The organism is Enterococcus sp. DIV1067f (assembly GCF_050543505.1).
Lineage (GTDB): Bacteria > Bacillota > Bacilli > Lactobacillales > Enterococcaceae > Enterococcus_D > Enterococcus_D entomosocium.
In genome coordinates this window covers 2,275,009-2,298,065 of record NZ_CP172940.1, presented here as the reverse complement: position 1 = coordinate 2,298,065, position 23,057 = coordinate 2,275,009, and the positions used below count along the sequence as shown (strand labels likewise).

At 34.8% G+C, this 23,057-nt stretch carries 19 protein-coding genes; 16 read left to right on the top strand and 3 right to left on the bottom strand.

Annotated elements, in window-relative coordinates:
- The first annotated feature begins 11 nt into the window (after nucleotides 1–11).
- From IGJ42_RS10590 to rfbD, 14 genes are read left to right on the top strand one after another with little or no spacing between them, the layout of a single operon-like run.
- Nucleotides 12–1,829 carry a polysaccharide biosynthesis protein gene (locus IGJ42_RS10590; protein WP_429967943.1) on the top strand — a complete coding sequence of 606 codons (1,818 nt, stop codon included), beginning with the start codon at nucleotides 12–14 and terminating at the stop codon, nucleotides 1,827–1,829.
- 12 nt (nucleotides 1,830–1,841) lie between these two features.
- A complete protein-coding gene (locus tag IGJ42_RS10585) occupies nucleotides 1,842–2,456 on the top strand; it encodes a sugar transferase (RefSeq protein ID WP_429967942.1) in 615 nt (204 codons plus the stop codon).
- Complete coding sequence (locus IGJ42_RS10580; RefSeq protein WP_429967941.1) at nucleotides 2,453–3,277, top strand: NAD-dependent epimerase/dehydratase family protein; 825 nt, start codon at nucleotides 2,453–2,455, stop codon at nucleotides 3,275–3,277. Before IGJ42_RS10585 ends, IGJ42_RS10580 begins: the two co-directional genes overlap by 4 nt.
- 23 nt (nucleotides 3,278–3,300) lie before the next feature.
- Nucleotides 3,301–4,440 (top strand): glycosyltransferase, encoded by a 1,140-nt coding sequence (locus IGJ42_RS10575; protein WP_429967940.1) that lies wholly within the window; start codon nucleotides 3,301–3,303, stop codon nucleotides 4,438–4,440.
- A gap of 12 nt (nucleotides 4,441–4,452) precedes the next feature.
- A complete protein-coding gene (locus IGJ42_RS10570) occupies nucleotides 4,453–5,364 on the top strand; it encodes a glycosyltransferase (RefSeq protein ID WP_429967939.1) in 912 nt (303 codons plus the stop codon).
- Nucleotides 5,365–6,273 carry a glycosyltransferase gene (locus IGJ42_RS10565; RefSeq protein WP_430615375.1) on the top strand — a complete coding sequence of 303 codons (909 nt, stop codon included), beginning with the start codon at nucleotides 5,365–5,367 and terminating at the stop codon, nucleotides 6,271–6,273.
- 13 nt (nucleotides 6,274–6,286) lie between these two features.
- A complete protein-coding gene (locus IGJ42_RS10560) occupies nucleotides 6,287–7,450 on the top strand; it encodes an O-antigen ligase family protein (protein ID WP_429967937.1) in 1,164 nt (387 codons plus the stop codon).
- 5 nt (nucleotides 7,451–7,455) lie between these two features.
- Nucleotides 7,456–8,679, top strand: a complete 1,224-nt coding sequence (locus tag IGJ42_RS10555; RefSeq protein ID WP_430615373.1) for a CDP-glycerol glycerophosphotransferase family protein — start codon at nucleotides 7,456–7,458, stop codon at nucleotides 8,677–8,679.
- A 12-nt stretch (nucleotides 8,680–8,691) separates the two neighbouring features.
- Entirely contained in the window at nucleotides 8,692–9,675 is a 984-nt protein-coding gene (locus tag IGJ42_RS10550; RefSeq protein ID WP_429967935.1) for a glycosyltransferase family 2 protein, read from the top strand.
- Nucleotides 9,672–11,105 (top strand): oligosaccharide flippase family protein, encoded by a 1,434-nt coding sequence (locus IGJ42_RS10545; protein WP_429967934.1) that lies wholly within the window; start codon nucleotides 9,672–9,674, stop codon nucleotides 11,103–11,105. Before IGJ42_RS10550 ends, IGJ42_RS10545 begins: the two co-directional genes overlap by 4 nt.
- The gene (gene rfbA / locus IGJ42_RS10540; protein ID WP_429967933.1) at nucleotides 11,105–11,974 is read left to right on the top strand and encodes a glucose-1-phosphate thymidylyltransferase RfbA; all 870 of its coding nucleotides are present in this window, start codon (nucleotides 11,105–11,107) and stop codon (nucleotides 11,972–11,974) included. Before IGJ42_RS10545 ends, rfbA begins: the two co-directional genes overlap by 1 nt.
- A 2-nt stretch (nucleotides 11,975–11,976) precedes the next feature.
- Nucleotides 11,977–12,558 carry a dTDP-4-dehydrorhamnose 3,5-epimerase gene (gene rfbC, locus IGJ42_RS10535; protein ID WP_144770828.1) on the top strand — a complete coding sequence of 194 codons (582 nt, stop codon included), beginning with the start codon at nucleotides 11,977–11,979 and terminating at the stop codon, nucleotides 12,556–12,558.
- Nucleotides 12,559–12,571: 13 nt separating this feature from the next.
- Nucleotides 12,572–13,600 (top strand): dTDP-glucose 4,6-dehydratase, encoded by a 1,029-nt coding sequence (gene rfbB / locus IGJ42_RS10530; RefSeq protein WP_429967932.1) that lies wholly within the window; start codon nucleotides 12,572–12,574, stop codon nucleotides 13,598–13,600.
- 50 nt (nucleotides 13,601–13,650) lie between these two features.
- Nucleotides 13,651–14,487: a dTDP-4-dehydrorhamnose reductase gene (gene rfbD / locus IGJ42_RS10525; RefSeq protein ID WP_429967931.1), complete on the top strand. Its 837-nt coding sequence runs from the start codon at nucleotides 13,651–13,653 to the stop codon at nucleotides 14,485–14,487.
- A 55-nt stretch (nucleotides 14,488–14,542) separates the two neighbouring features.
- On the opposite strand, the gene IGJ42_RS10520 is transcribed toward rfbD, so the two are convergent.
- On the bottom strand, nucleotides 14,543–15,157 hold the full coding sequence (locus IGJ42_RS10520) for a helix-turn-helix domain-containing protein (protein ID WP_429969248.1): 615 nt from the start codon (nucleotides 15,155–15,157) through the stop codon (nucleotides 14,543–14,545).
- Nucleotides 15,158–15,793: 636 nt separating this feature from the next.
- Here IGJ42_RS10520 and IGJ42_RS10515 point away from each other — a divergent pair.
- The gene (locus tag IGJ42_RS10515; protein ID WP_430615368.1) at nucleotides 15,794–18,697 is read left to right on the top strand and encodes a MucBP domain-containing protein; all 2,904 of its coding nucleotides are present in this window, start codon (nucleotides 15,794–15,796) and stop codon (nucleotides 18,695–18,697) included.
- Between the two features lie 81 nt (nucleotides 18,698–18,778).
- Here IGJ42_RS10515 and IGJ42_RS10510 read toward each other — a convergent pair whose 3' ends face one another.
- On the bottom strand, nucleotides 18,779–19,450 hold the full coding sequence (locus IGJ42_RS10510) for a CPBP family intramembrane glutamic endopeptidase (protein ID WP_430616149.1): 672 nt from the start codon (nucleotides 19,448–19,450) through the stop codon (nucleotides 18,779–18,781).
- Between the two features lie 234 nt (nucleotides 19,451–19,684).
- Here IGJ42_RS10510 and IGJ42_RS10505 point away from each other — a divergent pair, with 234 nt between their 5' ends.
- Entirely contained in the window at nucleotides 19,685–21,247 is a 1,563-nt protein-coding gene (locus IGJ42_RS10505; RefSeq protein ID WP_429969246.1) for a polysaccharide deacetylase family protein, read from the top strand.
- A gap of 71 nt (nucleotides 21,248–21,318) precedes the next feature.
- On the opposite strand, the gene IGJ42_RS10500 is transcribed toward IGJ42_RS10505, so the two are convergent.
- Complete coding sequence (locus IGJ42_RS10500; protein WP_429969245.1) at nucleotides 21,319–22,203, bottom strand: helix-turn-helix domain-containing protein; 885 nt, start codon at nucleotides 22,201–22,203, stop codon at nucleotides 21,319–21,321.
- Nucleotides 22,204–23,057: the final 854 nt, after the last annotated feature.

Sequence of the window (23,057 nt, the reverse complement as noted above, 5' to 3'; positions counted from 1 at the left end):
GGGCAACTGGGTTGTTTGAATTAACGAGAAGAAGAAAAATTGTAACTTTGATAGTTGTAGATAGTTTATTGATCATAGCAGCGAATATAGCAGCAGTTTATTTTATGAAACCCTTTGTGGCGATTCCAAAAGAATTTACATTGATGTCGGTGAGCCTTTCTGTCGGTTTCTATCTTTTTTATGGTTCCGTGTTTCGTGTTTTTTCTCGAATCAATCGTTACACGAACTTGAAAGAAATGATTGCTATCTTCTTGGCTGTATCATGCAGCGCTTTTACTTGTAACGTGATCTTGTTTTTCGGTGATGAAACCTATAGCGTGCGCTTAGTGATCTTTACGTACTTTCTTTCGCTCTTTCTGATTATTGCTAGTCGATTGATTTGGCGGATCTATATTGAAAGAAAAAACATGAGGGGGACGTCCAATGAGGTTGTCAAAAATACCCTGATCGTCGGTGCAGGAGAAGGCGGCCGTATTCTTTATAATAGCTTTGTAGGTTCGAAAACGGCAAGTGACATTAATATTATCGGATTTGTCGATGATGATCCGAATAAACGAAACACTTATCTTTCTGGGAAAAAAGTCTTGGGTTGTATCAGTGATTTACCTGATTTGATTCAAAAGTATGAGATCAATATGGTTACGATCGCTATTCCATCCTTGTCACGGAAAAAATTGCGGAGTATTTTTAGCTTAATTGAACCTTTGCATGTCAAAGTCAACACGATGCCATCAATGGAAGAAATCGCCTCTGGAAAAATCAGCACATCACGTTTGAAGAAAATCGATGTCGTTGATTTGCTAGGCAGAGACGAAGTCAAATTGGATATCGACTCCATCAAAGATCAAATTACTGGAAAGACGATATTAGTGACTGGTGCTGGTGGATCGATCGGTTCCGAAATCTGTCGCCAAGTGATCCAATTCAATCCTAAAAAACTAGTTTTGTTAGGACACGGAGAAAACTCGATTTACTTAATTGACCGCGAGTTGAACATCAATTTTAAAGACAATATTACCGAAATCGTTCCCCTTATAGCCGATATACAAGATCGTGAAAAGATGTTTGAAATCATGAACGAAGTCAAACCGGATATCGTTTATCATGCAGCAGCCCATAAGCACGTACCGTTGATGGAATACAATCCTAAAGAGGCAGTCAAAAACAATATTTACGGAACTAAAAATACTGCTGAAGCTGCTAAAGCTGCGAAGGTGAAAAACTTTGTAATGGTCTCTACAGATAAGGCCAATAATCCGCCAAACGTCATGGGGGCAACAAAGCGCATCTCTGAGATGATTGTTACCGGCTTAAATGAAAAAGGTTGCACGAAATTTTCTGCTGTACGTTTTGGTAATGTCTTAGGTTCAAGAGGCAGTGTGATTCCAGTATTCCGTGAGCAAATAGCAAAAGGCGGACCAATTACAGTGACTGATTTTCGCATGACTCGCTATTTCATGACGATCCCAGAAGCTAGCCGCTTAGTTATTCAGTCAGGCGCACTTGCTAAGGGTGGCGAAATCTTTATTTTAGATATGGGCGAACCGGTGAAAATCGTTGATCTTGCGAAGAATATGATTCGTCTAAGTGGTTATAGCGAAGAAGAGATTGAGATTATTGAAACTGGGATTCGACCTGGGGAAAAATTATACGAAGAATTACTATTGGATAAAGAACGGAATGATGAAGCAGTCTTCGAGAAAATCTTTGTTGGCAATATCAAAGGTTATTCCTTGGAAGAGGTACTTTATTTTGTAGAAGCACTTCCTAAAGAAAGTGCTACTTTGGCTAATGAAATTGTGAAATTTGCAAATGCTTCAAACAAATAGGAGTGGGTTTTGTTGTATAAGGATGGATTGAAACGAATCATTGATTTTATTTTATCGTTAATGGGGATCGTTGTGTTATCACCAGTTTTATTACTTTTATGCTTAGCAATAAAACTAGATTCTAAGGGACCAATTATTTTCAAGCAAAAACGGGTTGGAAAGAATAAAACCTATTTTAATATTTATAAATTCAGAACAATGAAGATTGATACACCAAAAGAAATGCCGACACATCTATTAGCAGACCCTGATTTTTATATCACCAAGGTCGGAAAATTTTTAAGAAAAACAAGTTTAGATGAATTACCTCAATTATTCAACATTATCAAAGGTGATATGGCTGTCATTGGACCTCGTCCGGCTCTCTGGAATCAATATGACTTGATTGAAGAGCGTGATAAGTATGGAGCAAATGATATTCGTCCAGGATTGACTGGGTTAGCTCAGATTAGTGGTCGAGATGAGCTTGAGATTCCAATTAAGGCCAAGTTAGATGGCAAATATACGGATAATATTAGTTTAAGGATGGATATAAAATGCTTCCTTGGTACGATTACTTCTGTTTTCAAAAGTGACGGTGTCGTTGAAGGCGGGACTGGAACGATGAAGAAGGAGGAAATCGAATGAAAAGAATCCTAATTACAGGAGCGAACAGTTATATCGGTACATCCTTCGAGAAATGGATGCAGCAATTTGGCGATAATTATCAAATTGATACAGTTGATATGCATGGAGATCAATGGAAAGAAAAAGATTTCTCTCAGTATGATTCTGTTTTTCATGTTGCTGGAATTGCTCATGCAGATGTATCAAAAGTCAGTGAAGAAACGAAACAACTTTATTATAAAGTGAATTGCGATCTTGCAGTTGAGACAGCAGAAAAGTACAAAAATGATTTAAATGGAAAAAATGGACAATTTATTTACATGAGTTCGATTATTATTTATGGTGAGGAAACAAATATAAATAGAAAAAGAATTATAACAGCTCATACTGAACCTAACCCTTCTAATTTTTATGGTGACAGCAAGTGGCAGGCTGAAAAAAATTTAAAAATGCTGAAGGATAAAAATTTAAAAATAGTTTTTGTTCGTCCGCCAATGATATATGGACCAAACAGTAGAGGAAATTATCAGCAATTGGTTAAGATTGCAAAAAGGATTCCTGTTTTTCCTAATGTTAAAAACGAAAGGTCTATGTTAAACATTTTTAGATTATGTGAGTTTATCAAGAATAGAGTGGACAATTCTGATGAAGGAATATTTTTCCCACAAGATGACCAATATGTTAGAACAAGTTATATGGTAAGGGATTTAGCGCTAGAACATGGAAAGAAAATCTATTTGTTTTCGTGGTTAAATTGGCTAATCTATTTAATGGGTTATTTTCCGGGGAAAGTAGGCAAGATTGTCAATAAAGCTTTTGGAAATTTAGTTTATGAAAAATAGATATATTTTAAGGAGTTTCAGGTATGAAAAGAGCGCTATTCGTTGCTTCAGTAGCTTCCATGATAGAGCAATTTAACTTAGACAATATCCAAATTCTTATTGATTTAGGATTTACAGTGGATGTAGCTACTAACTTTACAAATCCAGGTACTATTACAGAGACAATTGTTGAGAATCTGAAAAAGAAATTAAAAGAAAAAGGAGTTAACTGCATTCAAATTGATTTTCCAAGGGGAATAGGTACTTTTAAGCAAGATAAGCAATGTTATGAAAAGCTAAAACAATTATCTAATAACAATTATGCTTTGGTACACTGTCATTCTCCGATTGGTGGAGCAATTACACGATTAGCATTTAGAAGTACACAAACTAAAGTTATCTATACTGCTCATGGATTTCATTTTTTTAAAGGAGGTCCAGTAAAAAATTGGCTAATCTTCTATCCAATTGAAAGGTATCTTTCAAGATATACTGATGTATTGCTAACTATAAATAATGAAGATTATGAAATAGCTCAAAAATTTCATGCGGAAAAAGCGATCAAAATTCCAGGAGTAGGTATTAAAAAAGTTGATCACCCAGTAACTACAAAAAATGAAAGAGAGCAATTAAGAAAAAGACTCGGTATCGATGACGATGCATTAGTAATTATTTCTGTAGGCGAGTTAAGTAAAAGAAAAAACCATGTTACAGCAATAAAGGCTCTACATAATCTTGATTTTAATTTTCACTATATAATATGTGGAACTGGCGATGAACTTGCTTTTTTAAAACAGCTAGTCAAGGATTTTAGTCTGGAAGAAAAAGTACATTTCACTGGCTATCAAAGTAATATAGAACCTTACTTGGAAATTTCTAATTTGTCAATCTTTATTTCGAAAAGAGAGGGTCTCGGATTAGCAGGTTTAGAAGCTATGGCAGCAGGTGTCCCGCTTATCTCTTCATATGTTGGTGGTATAAAAGATTATACGGAGGATGGGATCACTGGTTTTGTAATAAAGGATCCCTCAGATGAAAACGAATTATTAGAAAAACTGCAACAGTGGGTATCGCTTAGTCAAGATGAAAAAGTATCTATGAGTAGGAAGTGTGAACAGATTTCTCAAAATTATACGATTCAAGAAGTTAATAAAATAATGTCTGGAATTTATTCTAATATGTGAAGGAATGTAGATATGTATAATGTAACAGTCATAATGTCAACATATAACGGGGAACGATTTATTGAGGAACAAATAGAAAGTATTTTTGCACAAGTCAATTGTAAAGTAACCCTTTTTATACGTGACGATAATTCGACGGATAATACGCTATTTATTGTAAACAAATTGCAAAATAAATACCCGATAGAGATTATTACAGACCAGAAGAACTTTGGTCCGGCTGTAAGCTTTTTAACAGCTCTTAGAAAGTGTCCAAACAAAACTGAATTTTATGCATATGCTGATCAAGATGATGTCTGGTACTCTGATAAGTTAAATAAGGCATGCTCTAAATTAAGCTTGTTTTCACAAGAAGAGCCCTCGTTATATTGCTCTACTTATGATGTTGTTGATGAAAATTTAGATGTACTATTCACAAGAAATTTAAATGAATATGGGCAAATAACTATGGAAAAGACTTTAATGGGAATATCTCCATCAGGATGTACAATGGTATTTAATCAAAGTCTAAAAGAAAAAATTGATAAGTCAACACCAAATTATATGAGAATGCATGATTTTTGGACATTATTAACACTTCAAGCCTATTCGGGGAATTTGTTCATTGATAATGAGCCAACAATGGCTTATAGACAACATGGTAATAATACAGTTGGTTTTTCAAATAAGTTCGAAATGAAACACTGGAGACGCTTATTTTTAAGTATTAAAAATAATAATGAGCGACTAAAACAAGCACAATCGGTTTGGGAAAATTACAAAGATATTTTGAATGATAAAAATAAAATAAGTATTCTAAAACTATTGAGATATAAAGATAGTTTAAAATCAAAATTTGACTTAATCTTGGATGATACCTATGATTCCTGCATACCTCGAATAAACATTCTTTTTAAAATATCTATTTTGATGGGGATTTTTTAAATGAACAAAACAAAAGTGAATGTATTACTCTCATATTATAATGGAGAAAAATATATAGATGAATTAATAAATAGCATTAAGAATCAAGAAGGTTCACTGAAGATAAAAATAATAATTAGAAATGATGGCTCTGATAAAGTTTTGGACAATGATTTATTATATGAAGATGTCGAAGTCATTAATTGTCATAATATAGGTGTGAAAATGAGTTTCTTGAAACTCATTGAATTGTCTGATGATGATGCTGAGTATTTTTGTTTTTGCGATCAAGATGATATATGGGATACTGATAAAATAATTTCGGCTATTAAGAAGCTTGAAACAAGTAATGATAGACCATCATTGTATTTTGGGAAAACGAGATTAGTAGATAATAACAAAAAATACATAGGAGAAGATTCTTTTGAAAAAGGCGTTTTTAGTTTTGGAAGAACCCTAATTAAAAATAATGCTATAGGATGTACAATGGTTTTTAATAAGAAACTTCGAGATTTGGTTCGAACAAATACAGAGAATTATAAATCTTTTTCAAAAGAATTACTTCATGATCATTTACTTTATATGATATGTTTAGGAATGGATGGATTCGTTTATTATGATGAGTTTCCTCACATTAATTATCGCCAACATACGAATAATGTTGTTGGAGGAACTAGAACATTTATTGATAAGATTAAGTCTAATGGTTTGACTGGTAAAAAAAATGTCAGGTTGGATTGGGTAAATGAACTATATGCAAATTTTGGAGATGTATTAACAAATGAGAATAGAAATTTATTATTAGAAATTATTAAATACAGATCAAATATTAGACAAAGAATCAAATTTTTTTTCCTAAATCCATTACCAACAAAATCATTACTAGAGAAATTGAATATTAGTTTGTTATTTTTACTGGGAAAATATTAGGATAGAGGTAAGTATGAATAAAATTTTAAATAAGAAACTAGGATTTAATGATTTTAATAAATATATGATCATATTTTTTCTTTTTTTTGCATTATTAACTCCAGCTGATTCTTTGAAGTTAAAGTTATTAAGTTTTGTCTGTATATTAATTATAAATATCAATAAAATATTAAGTTTTCTCACAATGAAAAAAAATCTGTTTTATACCTTCTTTATAGTAATTTTTCCTTTCATGTTATTTGTATTGTCGTCATTAAAAAATCAAGATTGGATAGAGCTGGTAAAGTTCTTTTATATTTTTAGTTATCTATTGCTGATTCCGATATGTGAGTATAGGGGAATCAATTTGTTGAAATATTTCATCTATGTTTTGAATGTTATAGCGTTTATAATTGTTGTTAGTGCTATTTTAGATAGCGTTGGTATATTAACAATTAACACTAATCCGTTATTAATGTTTTTAAATGATGCAGGAGAAGCTCAAATAAGTGTATCTCAATTTGCTATCTTTCACTATGTTATTTTTTTGAATGCTTCTCCTCTTGTCCTGATTTCTTTTTCATACTACCTTTTTAAGAGAAATTATAGTTTAGCTTTAATTCATTTCTTAGCATTGATATGGTCTGGAACTCGTGCAAATATTTATCTGGGAATTGCAATGATACTATTATATATTTTCTTTGATAAGAGAATTAGAATAATGAAACCTTTACTAGTTTTAAGTTTAATTATTATAGTTATTCTTTATGGAAGGGGTTTTTATGAAAGAGTAACCAGAATAAACTGGGCAAAAAGTTATGGTGATGAAATTAGATCTTTAAATTTGGAATCAATCAAGTTAGCTATGAATAATTCCTGGGCAAATTATATTTTTGGGATGGGAGCAAGGTCCTACTATTTTAGTTATGCTAGAAATGAGTTAATTAATCAGTCTGAGTTAAGCTATGTAGAATTACTTAGGCAAATCGGATTGATTGGATTAGTCCCTTTTATGTCATTTCTAATAAAGCCTATATATCGTCTTCTGACGAATAAAAACTTTACTTGGCTAGCACTCTCATTTGCATTGTATTTGATTAAATGCTATTTTGATCCTTTTTTATTTACTTCAACTGGTTTCATCTTGATAGCTGTTGTATATTTTGAATATAGAAAAACGCAAATGGAAGTAGGATAATTTCAATGTTTTATATTTACAAGTTTAGCTTAAATATTATTATGAATTTTATTGTATGTGTATTAAATGTTTTTATAAAGAGAGAAAATAATATTGTTATATTTGGTTCTTGGATGGGCAAAACTTTTTCTGACAATTCAAGATATTTATTTCAGTATATGCACAAATACACAGATAAAAAAGTAATATTTGTAACAAGGAATAGTGATATTTTAAAAGAATTAAATGATATAGGTTATAAAGCATATAAACTTCATAGCTTTAGTAGCTACTATTATCATTTGAAGTCAGGAATTCATGTGGTATGTAATGTTCCATTTAAAACCAAGCAGTACAAAGGTGATATCTTGGGAGAATTATCATATGGGGCTAAAAAGATACAATTATGGCATGGAATTCCATTGAAAGGAATTGGACGTAATGCTAATAACAGTGAGTATATGTTTGATAATAAAATAATCAATAAAATTTTAGCACTCGCCAAATCTAATACATTTTTTAATAGTTTTGTTAAAGTTTCAGGCGGTTGGAATAATTATCTTATGCTTGCTACGAGTAAACAAATTGGACATATTTTTTCAGATGCATTTAATTTACCAGAAAAAAACATCGTAATTTCGTCGTATCCACGCAACTGTGAATGTTTAGAATTAATCAGCGATGAAGAAGTAATCCTCAGAAAAATAAATGAATCTAAAAAAAAATTTTTACTCTACGTACCTACATTTAGAGAAACTAGTGTAAGCATTGACAATCCCATTGAAAATAAAGATTTTAGAAAGTATCTGAAAAAAAACGATATTATTTGGATGCAAAAAAAGCATCTGGCTGATAAGAGTACTAACAGTGAGCATAGCAATGATGTCGAGACAATTATGTTACCTGCGACATTTGATCTGAATGTTCTTGTATCAAAAATTGATATTTTAATAACAGATTACTCTAGCATTTCTTTTGATTGTATTTTTTTTAATAAACCAGTTCAATATTATGTTCCAGATATAGAACACTATGTTAACGCAGAAAGAGGCTTCTCGCTTACTTTTGATGATTATACTGCAGGTTGGATCTCTAAAAATTTGAGTGAGTTAGAGCAAAATATTAGTGATCAGATCAATAATCGTGAAACGTATGATGATATAAATAGAAAAGTTATTCAAGTGAGGAATAAAGTTTACGATAATGATAAAGCAAGTTATTCTTCAATAGTTCAGGATTTATTTAACTAAAAGGAGTAAGTTATGATTGGAATATCTGTAATAATACCAGTGTATAATTCAGAAAAATATATTAGATATACATTAGATAAAATTGCTAAGTGGAATTACCCTAATTTAGAAATTATTTTTGTGGATGATGGTTCAACAGATAATACCTTTGAGATAATAAAAAATTCACAAATAAAAAATATTAAAGTGCAACATCAAGAAAATACTGGGGTGTCAAAAGCAAGAAATATGGGGTTTCAACTAGCAGAAAAAGAGTATGTTTTTTTTATGGATTCGGACGATTACGTAAAGGATACTTTTTTTTATGAAATGGATGAAATAATAGAGAAGAATAGTAAAGTTGACTTAATAATTAGTAAATTCATGTTTCTTTTTGAGGGGGATAATAAAAAAGTATTGCAAGATTTTGGTACTTTTTGTGGAGTAAAAGATTCGATAACAAGTTTGAGATTACTTCTTTCCAATAAAATAGGGCCATTGGGAAGAAATGTCTTATTTTCAAGAAAGTATATTTTGGATACATTTGGCACCAAGCCTTTCCCAGAAGGAAGGACAAAAGAGGATGGGGCTACTGCTTACCAATTTATTGGATATTCCAATAAAATATATTTTTATAATAAAGCATGCTACTATTATAGGCAGCGAAGTGAGTCAATGGTTCATTCATATAAATTAGAAGATATGGATAATATTATAAAAAATTCAGAAGAGCTATTATATTTTGTAAAAAAAGCTAATTTAAATCAATTTGTTGCCTTATCTACAAACTTTATATTTCATAATTTGTTTCAGGAATATAGGAAACAAGTGATTCTAAATATAGACAACAAAGAGTTAAAGATGAATAAACAAAAGATTAATTTATTTCTAAATGATTTCATTGATGTAAAGTTGCTCTCACACAAAAACTTTTTAAAACTCTTATTATTCAAGGCGAATTTATTTGAGAATGTCTTAAAAATTAATCTGAGAATTAATAGAGGAAGAAAAGTATGAAGAAATTTATGTCCAATATAATTTACAATTCACTTTATCAAGTTTTTATATTGATTGTTCCAATTGTAACAATACCATATGTTTCTAGGGTTCTGGGACCGTATTATATAGGTGATTATAGTTATTACTCTTCTATTATATTGTTTTTAGGGTCTCTTATACTTTTTGGTAAGAACCAACAAGGTGTAAAAGAAATCGCACAGAAAAATTTTGATGAGAGAAAGCAAGCTTTTTATGATGAATGGATCATTCAAATCATTTCATTTATTCCTATAATGATTTTAAATATTACTTGGTTTTACTTTGTTAGTGAAGACTTCCTAAAGATATTTTTTTTGTTTTTTCCGTACCTCTTATCTTTTCTTTTTGATATATCATGGTTTTATATAGGTATTGGTGAAATAAAAAAAGTTGTTACTAGAAATACAGTAATTAAAATAATTAGTATTATATGTATTTTTATTTTTGTCAAGAATGAAACTGATTACTATCTATATATAGCGATTAATAGTTTTGGGACAGTAATTTCTAATATTGTTTTTTTTATTTCTCTAAGAAAATATTACAATAAAAGTTCGAAAATAAAGATTAGAATAAACTCCAATTACTTAGGCGAGTCACTAAAATTATTAATTTCAGTAATTGCGGTTCAAATATACACAAATATTGATAAGCCAATAGTTGGAACTTTTTCTGATCAGATTTCATTAGCATATTATACGCAATCACAAAAAATAGCGAGGATTATAATCGCAATAATAGTTTCATTTAGTACTATTATTATGCCCAAATTAGCACGCTTGAAAAAAGATGGTAACAAAAATGTTATGCTAAATATTTTTCGAAAATCGTTAGACTATACAACAATAATAGCGTTACTTTCAACTTTGTTACTAATCTTAAATGCTAAAGATTTTGTACCATGGTTTTTTGGAACTGAATTTTCTCCTATGATTCCAGAGATGATAGTATCATCTTTATTAGTATATCTTATATCAATTGGTGGGGTGTATAGTAGTCAATTCAGTTTGGCAAATGGTGATTATAATGGGTATACAATACCTTTAGTTGTTGGAGCTGTTTGTAGTATGCCTTTGCTAGTGATATTGACATCATCTATGGGATCAATCGGGTCAGTAATAGCCATCGTTACGACTGAATTTTTAGTTTTCATATTTAGAGTAATTTTAGTAAAAGATGAATTACCAGTCCTAAAATTATTTAAAAATCAACTTCCTTACTATTTTTCTTTTTTCTTTACAATGTTTATCTTCTTTTTATTCAATCTTGATTTTATAAATAACGTTTTCATTAGAATGGTAGTGAAATCAGTATTTACAACGTTTATATTTATTATGAGTATCTATGTTTCAGATAAAAATATTAGAAATGATATTTCAAAATTTAGGAAAAAAGGAGAATTAGTATAATGAAAGGAATCATTCTAGCTGGCGGATCCGGCACGCGTCTGTATCCATTAACTAAAGCAACTTCGAAACAATTAATGCCAATTTATGATAAACCGATGATTTACTATCCAATGTCTACTTTGATGTTAGCAGGAATAACAGAAATAATGATAATCTCTACACCGCAAGATACCCCTCGTTTCCAAGAATTATTTGGCAATGGACGAGAATTAGGACTTCAGATAGAATATGCTGTTCAACCAACACCAGATGGACTTGCCCAAGCTTTCATCATTGGGGAAGAATTTATTGGAAATGAGAGTGTCTGCCTGATTTTAGGAGACAATATCTACTATGGCGGTGGCTTATCTAAGATGTTACAAAAAGCTGCTCAAAAAGAAGAAGGTGCCACGGTATTTGGTTATCATGTCAACGATCCAGAACGTTTTGGTGTGGTAGAATTTGATGAGTCGATGCAAGCTGTTTCGATTGAAGAGAAACCTGCTATGCCAAAGTCTAGCTATGCCGTGACAGGTTTATACTTCTATGATAATCAAGTTGTTGAGATTGCTAAAAAAATTGTCCCTTCTGAACGAGGAGAATTGGAAATCACCGATATCAATCAAAAGTATCTTGAAAAAGGAAAACTCTCAGTAGAAGTGATGGGACGGGGATTTGCTTGGTTAGATACAGGTACACATGAGTCCTTACTAGAAGCATCCACGTTCATTGAAACCATTGAAAAGCGACAAAATCTTAAAGTTGCTTGTTTAGAAGAAATTGCTTATCGAATGGGTTATATCAATCAGGAACAATTGATCGCATTAGCACAACCTCTGAAAAAAAATCAATATGGTCAATATTTATTGAACCTGGCAAGTGAGGCATAAACATGGGAAAACTAACTGTAACAAAAACAAAATTGACAGATGTCTTGATTATAGAGCCAGCTGTCTTTGGTGATCATCGCGGATTCTTCACCGAAAGCTATTCCCAGGCCGATTTTCAAGAAGCAGGAATCACACAAAACTTTGTACAGGACAATCATTCTTTATCTGTCGAAGCAGGTGTTTTGCGAGGACTTCATTTCCAAAAAGGAACTGCCGCGCAAACCAAATTGATTCGTGTGGTGACGGGAGCCGTTTTAGATGTAATCGTTGATATCAGAAAAGGTAGTCCAACCTATGGAGAATGGGAAGGGTATATTTTATCTGAAAGTAATCAGCGACAATTGTTGGTCCCTAAGGGATTTGCTCATGGGTTCATGACATTGACTTCAAACGTAAACTTTTTGTACAAGTGTGATAATTATTATGATGCTCAGGCTGATGCAGGTATTGCATTTGATGATCCTGATTTGGCGATCGATTGGCCCATTGCAAAAGAAAAAGCGATTCTTTCGGAAAAAGACCAACATCACCCAACTTTAAAAGCGTTTGAAGAACAAAACCCGTTTATTTATGGCGAGATATAAGGAGCGAGTGGACATGAAAAAAATCATTGTAACCGGAGGGGCAGGCTTCATTGGGTCAAATTTCGTTCATTATGTCGTTAATCATCACCCAGAGATCCATGTCACTGTTTTAGATAAACTAACTTATGCTGGAAACAAAGAAAATCTAGCGGGTCTTCCAAAAGATCGTGTAGAGTTAGTGGTTGGCGATATTGCTGACAGCGCATTAGTCGATCAGTTGGTCCAGCAAACCGATGCGGTGGTTCATTATGCTGCAGAATCACACAATGATAACTCATTGAAAGATCCATTTCCTTTTGTTCAGACAAATCTGATTGGTACCTATACATTGATTGAAGCTTGTCGAAAATACGATGTGCGTTATCACCACGTATCAACCGATGAAGTGTACGGCGATCTACCGTTACGAAAAGATCTTCCAGGGCATGGGGAAGGACCAGGGGAGAAGTTTACCGACCAAACAGCCTATAACCCATCTAGTCCCTATTCTTCCACAAAGGCTGGCTCTGATTTATTAGTCAAAGCTTGGGTTCGTTCGTTCGGTTTGCGGGCAACCCTTTCTAACTGTTCCAATAATTATGGTCCCTACCAACATATCGAAAAATTTATTCCACGCCAAATTACGAATATTCTGAGTGGCATTCGACCAAAATTATATGGTGAAGGAAAAAATGTTCGCGATTGGATCCATACAAATGATCATTCTTCAGCAGTATGGACAATCTTAACAAAAGGTCGAATTGGCGAGACTTACTTGATTGGTGCTGATGGAGAAGCAGACAACAAATCAGTCATTGAAACGATTTTAACATTGATGGGAGAGCCAAAAGATGCCTATGATCATGTGACTGATCGCCCCGGTCATGACTTGCGGTATGCCATCGATTCCTCAAAATTAAAAGAAGAATTGGGTTGGCAGCCGATGTTCACGGATTTTGAAGAAGGTCTAGCTGATACGATCGACTGGTATCGAAACAATCCTTCTTGGTGGCAAGATGAAAAAGCACAAGTTGAGAAAAGTTACGCAGAACAAGGACAATAAGGAATCAAAAGCAGGAGAGATCCTGCTTTTTTGAAAGGAAGCGATCATTTATGTACTTAATCACAGGAGGAAATGGCCAATTAGGCAGTGAATTACGTCATCTATTTGATGAAAAAGGTATTGACTACGTGTCTACCGATGCGAAAGAGATGGATATCACAGATGAAACGGTCACGATGGAGAAAGTAAAAGAAATCCACCCATCGGTTATCTTTCATTGTGCTGCGTATACCGCAGTTGATAAAGCAGAAGAAGAAGGCAAAGAATTAGATGAGTTAATCAATGTCACCGGCACAAGAAATGTGGCCCTGGCTGCAAAAGCTATAGGAGCAAAACTTGTTTATATCAGTACTGACTATGTTTTTGATGGAGAAAAGCAAGTTGGTGAATACCAAGTCGATGATCAAGTAAATCCCCAAAATGAATACGGAAGAACCAAATTATTAGGAGAACGAGCTGTACAAGGAATATTGGATGATTACTATATTATTCGTACTTCTTGGGTTTTTGGACGGTACGGACACAATTTTGTCTATACCATGCAGCGATTAGCTAAGGAACATAAGACTTTAACAGTAGTCAATGATCAATATGGGCGCCCAACTTGGACACGAACATTAGCAGAATTTATGCTTTATGTTATCGAAAAGCAAGCACCGACTGGAATTTATCATCTTTCCAATGATAACAGCTGCTCATGGCATGAATTTGCGTGCGAAATACTAAAAGATTCAGATGTAGTTGTCAAGCCGATTCCTTCTTCCGAGTTCCCACAAAAGGCGAAGCGACCACAATATTCGGTGATGAATCTTTCAAAAGCAAAAGAGTTGGGATTTGAAATTCCTACATGGCAAGAAGCTCTTTCGAAAATGCTTTATTTAGATTAAGTTACTTGCAATAGTAAATAGTAAGAAATTTTAGATGTATTCATCTGATTGATTTTTACATCTCAAACTTCCGCCAATCAAACAAATAAATCACCCCAATTGCTTTAAACATCAAATAGACAAAATGACCATAATTATGGCCGATCAGATGTAACGCATCAGCGGAAGCTCCTTTATTCGACCAAAGAGTAAAACCTAATATAATGGCTAAGATCAACAGACCTTTTCCTAATGCAAAGACAATTGTTTTTGCAGGGAGGGGTCTTTTTTTTGTGAGGAAAAAGCTGAATAAAAGGACAAAATTAACTAGTAACAGAAAATGTGCAGCAGCTGTCCATAGGGTCATTGTTCCTGTAGGTGTTAAGAAGTCGGTGAAAACGCAAGCGACGACTGCAGTTAAATTAAGCAAGTATAGAGGAAGGCGAAAGTTTGGGTTCTTTTCGTCACTCTTTATTTCTGGTTCTTCTGCTAATTGTTCTGGTTTTAGTAGTGACTCTAAATCGATTTGATAGAGATCACTTAATTTGATCAATGTGTCGATGTCTGGGGTACTTCGATTGTTTTCCCAATTTGAGATCGTTTGTCTAGTAACAAATAATTTTTCGGAAACTTCTTGTTGGGTGAGTCCTAATTTCAAGCGACTCTCTTTTATTTTTTCAGCTATAGTCATTTCAATGCTCCTTCTGACCTATCCTATCATAAAGCGGTTCAAAGAAACAATTGTAAAGCTCCATTTAACGAAGAAATGCACAAGTGTATTTCTTCGTTCTCAAAAAATGAAAATAAAATGAGTTTAGCTTAGAATTTCGCATTGGATATTCACGGCAACTCGATTATTTTTAGTGTTTTTTTCTTTTAAATAATACCTAATTCTATTGTTCTGAGTTGGAAACTTGAAAAAAATATCTCTTTTGAAAATTAGGAGGTATTTTTATATGAGTCATTCAAAAAAGAAAGGAAATCTTAGGTGAAAATAGTGTCCTGTTTTCGGGAAACGGAAATCGTTGATAAAACAAGGATGCAAAGAAGCTTTGCGCTGATTTGCACTGGATTTGCTTGAAGGGAAGGGTACTTGAATTATAAAATTCTGAAGAGGTGATGTAGTGCAATGATAAATGAATCAGGTATACACAAGATAAAGGGCATTTCATGAGTCCGCATAAAAACTTCAGCTAGGAGTGGAGAATACTATAAATAAAAAAATGTTTGTAAATTAAAATTTAATAAATTATAATGATTTTCAGGCGTGAAAAAAGCTTGAATAAAAAAGTATAAATTTTGAAAAAGAAGGTTAAGGTGAAAGTTTGTGAAAAAGAAATTTAAACATATTATGTCTTTAATAATCCTATTAAGTGCTGCGGTGGTAACGCCAGCATTTCAGGTAATGGCGGAAAGCGAAGGTTTTTCAGATTCCCAACAGTTGGAGCAAGACGAAAAGATAGCTACACCATCTAATGATACAAATGATTCAACGGAAGCAGATAATGCTGCGATGACATCAATGACCTCATCGAGTGTGGATGCTAAAAACGAGCAAACGCAAGTCAACAGTGATAATGAAAAAAATATTTCTGAATCAGATATTAAAGAAGATTCTGCTGTAAGCACTGTAGATAAGGTCCCCTCATCTGTTAATGCTTCAGCTGCAAGAGTTGTCAATGGGCAACTGACGGTTCAAGTGTTAGATGGTAATTCAAACCAACCGATCCAAGGAGCTTATTTCACATTGACCTCCTCGACATCTGGTGAAGTGACATTGTTAGTCACGGACAGTTCAGGAAAGGTTACAATTCAACTTCCTTCAGATGGCTATTTTATTAAGCAAGTTGGTACCACGAATCAAAGACAAAACTATGCATTCACGTCGGTTGGAAATTCCATCACCTTGCAGCCTGGGGAAACGAAAACACTTGAACTCTACGAGCGTTTAATTACGGGTGAGTATGCTTTTGGAAACAGTCCCGATACGATTCATATTCCTGTAAACAGTACGTTTGATTTCTCAACCAAAGCATTAGGCATTGAGGCGTTTAAACTAAATTTTAGCGGCAATATAGAAAAAAGCATTTCTGACTCGCAAATCTATCCTTACTACACCAATGTTGACCCAAGCAACCCAGGTTCCTATGTAGCAATTTTTATGGCTCGACAAGCCTCCTATAGCGTGAATACCACACATGTGGTCAATGTCATTGTCGATCTGGAGCAGATTGGAGAGGTAAATGTCCGATACCTTGATGGCCAAGGGCAAGAAATCCATGAGATGCAGACCTTGACCGGTACGATTGGTGAACCATATGATGTCAGCAACGAAGAATATAAGTTAACAATTGATGGCTACACGTTAGATGAAACTAAGTTACCAGAAAACAGTAAAGGTATCTTGGGAGAAACAGCACAGACGGTCACCTATGTGTATACAAAAAATCCCGTACCAGCAGCAGATGTAACAGTCGAGTACGTAGATACAGAAGGCAAAGAAGTTCATCCTTCTCAAACGATCAGTGGAAATGTAGGGGACCCATACGATGCTAGCACAGAACAATATCAATTAAAAATCGAAGGCTACACTTTAGACGAAACTAAACTACCAGAAAATGGTATCGGTGTATTTGGCGAAACGGTGCAAACAGTCACTTATGTGTATACAAAAAATCCCGTACCAGCAGCGGATATCACGGTCGAATATATAGATACCGAAGGCAACGAAATCCACGCTTCTCAGACGATTAGCGGTAATGTGGGCAATCCATACGATGCCAGTACAGAGAACTATCAATTAACGATCGACGGCTATACACTGGATGAAAGCCAACTGCCAGAAAATACCACAGGAGTATTTGGTGAAACGGTGCAAACAGTCACTTATGTGTATACAAAAAATCCCGTACCAGCAGCAGATGTAACGATTGAGTATGTGGATACAGAAGGCAACGAAATCCACGCTAGCCAAACGATTAGCGGTAATGTAGGTGAATCATACGATGCCAGCGTAGAAAAATATCAATTAAAAATCGAAGGCTACACTTTAGACGAAACTAAGCTACCAGAAAATGGTATCGGTGTATTCAGCGATACGGCCCAAACTGTTACCTACATTTACATAAAAAATCCGATACCAGCAGCGGATATAACAGTAAAATACGTTGATACAGAGGGCAATGAAATTCATGACTCCCGAACCATTAGCGGAAGTATAGGTGATTCATACGATGCCAGCACACATCAATATAAAGTAACGATCGAAGGCTATACTCTAGATGAAACCCAGTTGCCAGAAAATAGTAAAGGTATTTTTAGCGAAACCGCGGAAACAGTTGCGTATATCTATATAAAAAATCCGGTACCAGCAGCTGATGTCACAGTGGAGTACGTGGATACAGAAGGCAAAGAAATTCACTCTTCACAAACGATCAGTGGAAACGTAGGCGAATCTTACGATGCTAGTACAGAAAAATATCAACTAACAATCGAAGGCTACACCTTAGATCAAAGTCAATTACCAGAAAATAGTAAAGGTTTGTTTAGCGAAACAGCACAAACAGTCACATACATCTACACAAAAAATTCTGTACCAGCAGCGGATATAACGGTCGAGTATGTGGATACAGAAGGCAAAGAAATTCACCCTTCTCAAATCATAACTGGAAACGTAGGCGAGTCTTACGATGCCAGCACAGAAAAATACCAAGTAACAATCGAAGGCTATACCTTAGATCAAAGTCAATTACCAGAAAATAGTAAAGGTGTGTTTGAAGAAACAGCACAAACTGTCACCTACATCTACAAAAAAAATCCGATACCAGCAGCGGATATAACAGTGGAGTATATGGACACCGAAGGCAAAGAAATTCACCCTCCACAAAGGATCAGTGGAAACTTAGGCGACTCTTATGATGCCAGCACAGAAAAATATCAACTAACAATCGACGGCTACATATTAGACGGAAGTCAGCTGCCGCAAAATGCCAAAGGCACATTCGGTAAGCAGGGGGCAACTGTGACGTATGTTTATACAAAAGAAAACGTAGCAACAGTGGATAGTTCTGATAAAAAAGAAAAAGACCCAACAGCGACTGTCACTTCGAAAAAAAGCAATTCTGCGCAAAGATTGCCGCAAACCGATGAGCAGGGGACGTTGTTCCCATTTGTAGTTGGTTTGTGCTTCGTCGCCACAGCAAGCTGGCTTTATTTCAGAAAGCGAAAATAGCGATCAAGTAAGTCATTGGGGAAAGGCGTTACTGACTATCAAAAAAAGACAGCTACGATTCAGCTGTCTTTTTTTGATTATTTAACGAAAGAATGAAATAAAACCGAGTCCATCATAAAGAAAATGGCAGATCCAGCTGACCCAAACACTATTGGATTTTTTCCAGACGTAGTTGAGTGCCAATCTTGCGGGCATCAAGGTGATCAATAATTGTGCTGGATGAAAACCGTACGCTGGGATATGCCACAAAGCGAACAGCACACTGCAAATGATGGAAGACCAGAGGAAAGAGAATCCTTTTTTCTGTAAAGCTAACAAGAGATTGGTACTAAGCAACTCTTCTCCCATCAACATGAAGGGTACTTGTAAAAAGACCATTTGGACAGTGATGGTTTCGCCGATCGAGTTAGTTGTTGTTTGTCCAAAAATAGCGGCATAAATAAAGGAAAAGAACACGCCAGTCAAAATGACGAAAGGCACACCCCATAATAAAACGATGAAACGAAAATGTTTGAATTGTTCCAAAAAGGTCCTTCGTAAGAGAAAGTACCCTGCACCAAATGCCAAAATCACATTCCATACAGTACCAATGATGGATAAAACGGAATCGCTTAGGGGTGTATAGGGAAGCATTTGATAGGTTAAACCGATGACTAATGTAAGAATAAATAAATACGTTGCTGACTTGTGTTTCATTTTGAACACATCCTTTAAAGTAATTGCCACACGCTGAATTATAAACAGAAAAAACATCAAAGTACAAAAAGATATCTCTCATTATTTTTAAACGAAAATAAAACGGAGTGAATACGATATCATGGCTGATAGGCTTGCTTTTATTAGTATCAGAATAAAAGATTTCTTAGAACAATTCTCAAAAATGGTGAACAAAAAGAGAAGTTTATAAGAATCTCTGTAACACTGTTGAAATATTATTACGCTTATGTTACATTTTGTTTACGTTATTATGTTTTAGGGAGAATGTTTATGAAGAAATCAAGTAATTATTCAAATAATTCACAACATAAAGAAGCGACGTCTGAAAAACAAGCACCTTTTTCAAGGGTCGAATCACATCAAAAGCAAACAACGGGAACGGCAAGACGCACGCAAATCAACGATCGTCAAGTTTCTAAAAAGAAGCCAACCCATCGCAAGTATCTCTTTTCATTGATGACGCTGCTGACAATCGTCATTATCGCCACTGGCGGCTATATTGCTTTCACGTTGAAGCAGCAAGAAGCCTTGGCACGGGAAAAATATGAGGCTGCTGCTGAAAAGTTATTGGCATCGATCCAAGAAGAACAAGCTAAAGAGGGAATCCCAGCAAAACTCGAAACATTGTCTAATGGGGACAAGAAAGAATTGATTTTCCGACCAAAAGAAGAAAGTACGATTCCTGTCAAAGATGCAAGCAAGAAATTGTCGACCATGGCGAACAAATTATGCAAAAAACACACCGACAAAGAGACAGTCACCGTTGCTCGGATTGAAGCACAAGCGGTCGCATCGAAAGTGTCAACCTATTCTTTAAAAGCGGACAGCTATGTTTGGAATCGGGAAACTGGTCGCTTTGAAGATGCGGATAGCGTGGTTGCCGATCCAATTTTTATTTCCGAGAAAACCGGCAATGAATTATCCTTGAAAGACTTGGTTCCAGACGAGGGCAGCTTGCTAGGGATCCAGCAAGTCATTCAGCAAAAGATTTTAGACCAAGCCAAGGAACCTGATAAAGTCATTGATGCGGTCTTGGCGATGGATCGAATCACCTATGAGTCGAAATTTACGTATGATCCTGAAAAAATAACGATTCAGTTGCCACAAAATCAAACTGGTGTATCTGAGATCACGTTGGCGTACAAAGAGATTGCACCGTTTATTGATCCGGAACTTGTTAACGCGGATCAATTGAAAGAGCAACAATCGACATTGGACGAAAACAAAAAATATGTTGCACTGACTTTCGATGATGGCCCTAACGACACAACCACATTAGATCTTTTGAAGATTTTAAAGGACAACGATGTCAAAGCAACGTTTTTTGAATTAGGACAAATGGTGGATCGATATCCTGAAGTATCGAGAAAAGTCCATGAGGAAGGGCATGAAATTGCCAGTCACTCCTATTCACATCCGCAATTAAATACGTTGTCGCCGGAGGATGTCAAAGCTGAAATAACTAAGACCGACAAAGCAATCTATCAGGCAACAGGAGTCTTACCTAAGAATTTGCGCCCGCCGTATGGGGCGATTGATCAACAGAGCGCCCAAGCGGCAGGAAAATCGATCATTCAATGGAGTGTTGATACCGAGGATTGGAAGCTAAAAGATTCGAATAAGATTCTAAAGGTCGTACAAAACAATGTCTACGATGGATCGATTATTTTGCTTCATGATATTCATCCGAAATCCGTTCAAGCTGTACCAGGTATTATCCAAACGCTGAAAGCGCAAGGTTTTGAATTTGTGACGGTGGATCAGTTGTTAAATAGTAAACAAAAACCAATGTATCAATATTTTGGTGAAACAGATGAACGTAGCGTTAGCTAATAGCTGAAAAAGGAAGTGATGATCGCTATCACTTCCTTTTTTTATTAACGAACGCTGCAGTTGCCGCTTTATCACTCGGAGGAGGCAAATGCTCGGAGATAATCTTCATCCAATAGCAAAGCAAAATCATCGGCAAGGGCTTCTTGATCCAGTTCTCGCATAATAGCCAACATCTTTTGCGTGATCGTTTCACCAGCTTTTTGATCGCCGGTTCTTATGAGCAACACGCCTTGGAAAAACTTGCAGACGGTTTGGTGGAAAAATTCTTTGTAGTCTGTCGCTAAAAGTTTCAATTGGACAACGAGAACTTCCGTCGCATCGTACTGCTGGTGTTTTAGCGTATATTCAATCAAATTGATCAGCAAGGCGCAGTAAATTTCACGACCTTTTTCCATATCGATGTAGTACTCGAGCATCTTGGATACTTTTTTGAAAAAGAAGAAATTATGGTCGTTGTCCAGAAGATCGATGGTGTTGCCAAATAGTTGGATTTCTTGTAACGTCCAGCTCTCAACATCAATGAGGTAAGAAGTGATCGTTTGGCGATCGCATTCTAAAACAGCACTTTGTCGATAGACCCCATGTTCTGCCAAGCATTGTAGCATGCGAATTCGTGAGCGAACCTCTGCAATACGGATATTGTTCAGTCTACTAGTGGTTTTTTGTAGTTCCTGTAACAGCTTTTGTAAATTTGGCAGATCGTGTTTGTTTGAATATTGATTATACCGATGATTATAGCTGTTTTGCTCATCCAGGCGATAGCCATTCGCGATATAGAGAAATTCATCGATATCCATTGAGAGATTTTCTAAAATTTGCAACAGCAAGTTGGCAGCAATTTGATGCTTGCCTTTTTTGAACTCGATGGCATAAGACTTTGAAATAATCGTGCCATAGACTTCTTTTTGGGTGAAGCCTTTTTTCAATCGGATTTGTCTGATCGTTTCGCCATACATAAGAAAGCCTCCGCTCTCGTTGAATTAATGAGATCTTGTATCCCCATTATAGTAAAGTAAAGCCAATAGAGGAATCTAAAAGGTCTTTTATTTCAGACTTTCCTTGATTTGGTGGAAGAAATCGTTCAGTAATCTTTGTGATAGAGGATCCTCAGAGGGGGATCGTAGAAAAGCGTGAGAACATTCGGTTCTCACGCTTTTTTTAGACAAAACTGAGGCAGATCAATAGAAAAATCATTACTAGCCAATGCATCGTTTGTTGCTCCTTAAGTCGTATTAGAAGAAGCCAATTGGGCAGCGGTGTTTCCTTCTTACCAACAAGTATAACCGCTTCGAGTAGAATGAACGTTTACGTCCGAAATGTAGGACCAAATAACTAGGTGAGGATGAAAAGCAGTGAAGAGCAACTGAAGAAATAATCGTTCATAATAGTGCAACGTTGATTTTGATAGAATAGTTTCATTCTTTTTTCACAGAACTTTCTGCGAGCGTTTCGATTCCTTTTTTTCGTTAGCAAGAGTTATTTTAGGTGATATAGTGAAAAAACGTCTAAATTATTTTTGTTTTTTTATTTGCGGAGGTAAAAAACGAGGTTAAAATCATGAAAAAACACAATCATCATTTTTCTCTATCCAGATGTATAAACATGCAATTGAAATCGTATTCATTATATTGATTAAACATAAAAAAAAGAAAGGTTAACTGACGAAAAAAGGCAATATTTTATCATTATACATTTGTTTATAAGATAAATATAAATAATTTCTGCTTGTTTATAAAATAAACCTTTTATGTTTTGAAAGGTGAAATTAAGTGTTTTTTTAATTATTTATCGTGTTTATAATTTGTTGGAA

Excerpts from the sequence above, each read along its gene's own strand:
- rfbD (WP_429967931.1), top strand. The coding sequence starts at position 13,651 with ATGTACTTAATCACAGGAGGAAATGGCCAATTAGGCAGTGAATTACGT.
- IGJ42_RS10565 (WP_430615375.1), top strand. The coding sequence starts at position 5,365 with ATGAACAAAACAAAAGTGAATGTATTACTCTCATATTATAATGGAGAA.
- IGJ42_RS10570 (WP_429967939.1), top strand. The coding sequence starts at position 4,453 with ATGTATAATGTAACAGTCATAATGTCAACATATAACGGGGAACGATTT.
- IGJ42_RS10550 (WP_429967935.1), top strand. The coding sequence starts at position 8,692 with ATGATTGGAATATCTGTAATAATACCAGTGTATAATTCAGAAAAATAT.
- IGJ42_RS10560 (WP_429967937.1), top strand. The coding sequence starts at position 6,287 with ATGAATAAAATTTTAAATAAGAAACTAGGATTTAATGATTTTAATAAA.
- IGJ42_RS10555 (WP_430615373.1), top strand. The coding sequence starts at position 7,456 with ATGTTTTATATTTACAAGTTTAGCTTAAATATTATTATGAATTTTATT.
- IGJ42_RS10545 (WP_429967934.1), top strand. The coding sequence starts at position 9,672 with ATGAAGAAATTTATGTCCAATATAATTTACAATTCACTTTATCAAGTT.
- IGJ42_RS10580 (WP_429967941.1), top strand. The coding sequence starts at position 2,453 with ATGAAAAGAATCCTAATTACAGGAGCGAACAGTTATATCGGTACATCC.
- IGJ42_RS10575 (WP_429967940.1), top strand. The coding sequence starts at position 3,301 with ATGAAAAGAGCGCTATTCGTTGCTTCAGTAGCTTCCATGATAGAGCAA.
- IGJ42_RS10520 (WP_429969248.1), bottom strand. The coding sequence starts at position 15,157 with ATGACTATAGCTGAAAAAATAAAAGAGAGTCGCTTGAAATTAGGACTC.
- rfbA (WP_429967933.1), top strand. The coding sequence starts at position 11,105 with ATGAAAGGAATCATTCTAGCTGGCGGATCCGGCACGCGTCTGTATCCA.
- IGJ42_RS10510 (WP_430616149.1), bottom strand. The coding sequence starts at position 19,450 with ATGTTTTTTCTGTTTATAATTCAGCGTGTGGCAATTACTTTAAAGGAT.
- rfbC (WP_144770828.1), top strand. The coding sequence starts at position 11,977 with ATGGGAAAACTAACTGTAACAAAAACAAAATTGACAGATGTCTTGATT.
- rfbB (WP_429967932.1), top strand. The coding sequence starts at position 12,572 with ATGAAAAAAATCATTGTAACCGGAGGGGCAGGCTTCATTGGGTCAAAT.
- IGJ42_RS10500 (WP_429969245.1), bottom strand. The coding sequence starts at position 22,203 with ATGTATGGCGAAACGATCAGACAAATCCGATTGAAAAAAGGCTTCACC.
- IGJ42_RS10505 (WP_429969246.1), top strand. The coding sequence starts at position 19,685 with ATGAAGAAATCAAGTAATTATTCAAATAATTCACAACATAAAGAAGCG.